Source organism: Neisseria sp. P0018.S001, assembly GCF_051957355.1.
Classification (GTDB): domain Bacteria; phylum Pseudomonadota; class Gammaproteobacteria; order Burkholderiales; family Neisseriaceae; genus Neisseria; species Neisseria subflava_A.
In genome coordinates, this window is the sequence record NZ_JBQCWN010000032.1 from 1 (window position 1) to 1,999 (window position 1,999).

Annotated in this window: 1 protein-coding gene; it reads left to right on the forward strand. The window is 46.8% G+C overall.

The genetic code is table 11. The features are described from left to right. Window positions 1-302 precede the first annotated feature (302 nt). Window positions 303-1,844, forward strand: coding sequence for an L-lactate MFS transporter (locus ACTHTJ_RS10605; RefSeq protein WP_070584854.1), 1,542 nt, complete (start codon window positions 303-305; stop codon window positions 1,842-1,844). The last annotated feature ends 155 nt before the right edge of the window (window positions 1,845-1,999 follow it).

The window sequence follows — 1,999 nt, forward strand, 5'->3', positions numbered from 1 at the left end:
TATCCAAGGGGGATTATGGGGATATTTGAGTAGAATCAGTGGATATTTGAAACAAAAACAGCCGAAAATCTTTGTTTAGATTTCGGCTGTCGGGGGAAGGACTTTTTTGCAAAGGTCTCGGCCTTTTTGTCGATATTGGCGTGAAGAAATGGTTTAGATGAATGTTTTTTCTGTCTGATGCGCAAAATTATCATGGAGCAGAAAAAAGGATAAACGGGAGATTATGCTAAAATATTGTCAACAATTTTCTGATTCCGCATGATATGGAATCAGCGTTTGACACACATAGACAAGAGGATTTTATGAAATTTTTAGACCGTGAGGCGACCATTGCCAAACCCGGCTTTAATCGTTGGCTGGTACCGCCTGCCGCTTTGGCCGTGCATCTTGCCATCGGGCAGATATACGCTTATTCCGTGTTCAATGCGCCGCTGACCAAGCTTATCGGTATCACTGAGTCGGCTGCAGGAGATTGGAAGCTGACCACGGTCGGTTGGATTTTCAGTATTGCCTTGGCGATGTTGGGCGCATCTGCGGCCATGTTTGGTACTTGGATGGAGCGAGTTGGTCCGCGTAAAGCAATGTTTGTTGCCGCCTGCTGCTTTAGCTTGGGCTTTTTTGTGTCGGCGATCGGCGTCCATACGCACAATCTGTTTTTGCTTTATTTGGGCAATGGTGTGATTGGCGGAGTTGGTTTGGGTTTGGGCTATATCGGGCCTGTATCGACACTGATGAAATGGTTTCCTGATAAACCGGGTATGGCGACAGGTTTGGCGATTATGGGCTTTGGTGGCGGCGCAATGTTGGCCTCGCCTTTATCCGTGTCGCTGATGAGTTTTTTCTCCAGTGAAACTTCGGTTGGCGTAGCGCAGGCTTTTGTTGTTTTAGGATTGTTTTATCTGGTGTTGATGATGTTCGGCGCGTTTACCATCCGCATACCTGCCGATGGCTGGAAACCTAAAGGTTATGTTGCACCGAAAATCAAAAACAAATTGGTCAGCAGCAATCATGTCAATGTCTCACAAGCCATGAAAACGCCGCAATTCTGGCTCTTGTTTTGGGTATTGTGTCTGAACGTGACAGCGGGTATCGGCGTTTTAGGTCAGGCTTCTGTCATGATTCAGGAGCTGTTTTCTGAAACTTCTGTCGGTAAACAGGCTGCCATTGGCGCAGGTGCGGCGGCAGGTTTTGTGAGCCTGTTGAGCCTGTTTAATATGGGCGGCCGCTTTTTGTGGTCCAGCGTGTCCGATAAAATCGGGCGTAAAAATACTTATACTATTTTCTTCGTGCTCGGCTCGCTGTTGTATTTTGCCATTCCGTCTATTGGCGGGAGCGGTAACAAGGCTTTGTTTGTTATTGGGTTCTGCGTCATCATTTCCATGTATGGCGGTGGTTTTGCAGCGATTCCGGCGTATCTGAAGGATTTGTTCGGTACTTATCAAGTCGGTGCAATCCACGGTAGGATTTTGCTGGCATGGTCAACTGCGGCCGTTATTGGTCCGGTGTTGGTCAACTATATCCGCCAAAGCCAAATTGAAAGCGGCGTTCCGGCTGCCGAGGCTTATAGCATCACCATGTACATCATGGCAGGTTTGTTGATTGTCGGTTTACTGTGTAATTTGAGTGTCCGTTCGGTTCATGAAAAGCATCACGAAAAAGACATTAAGGTCGCGGCACATAGTGGTAACCCCGATGATGAAACCGCTGTATCCGATGCCTATCTGATCAGCAAAAAAGTATCAGCGGGCGGTATCGGAGTATGGTGGCGCTGGGCTTTGGTCTGCGTTCCTTTGGGCTATGGTGTCATTATGGTGTTTGTTAAAGCATTAAGTTTGTTTAATTGATTGTTGAAAATGAAAGGCCGTCTGAAAGTTTCAGACGGCCTGAGACCTTTGCAAAAAAGTCCTTCCCCCGACAGCCGAAATCTAAACAAAGATTTTCGGCTGTTTTTGTTTCAAATATCCACTGATTCTACTCAAATATCCCCATAATCCCCCTT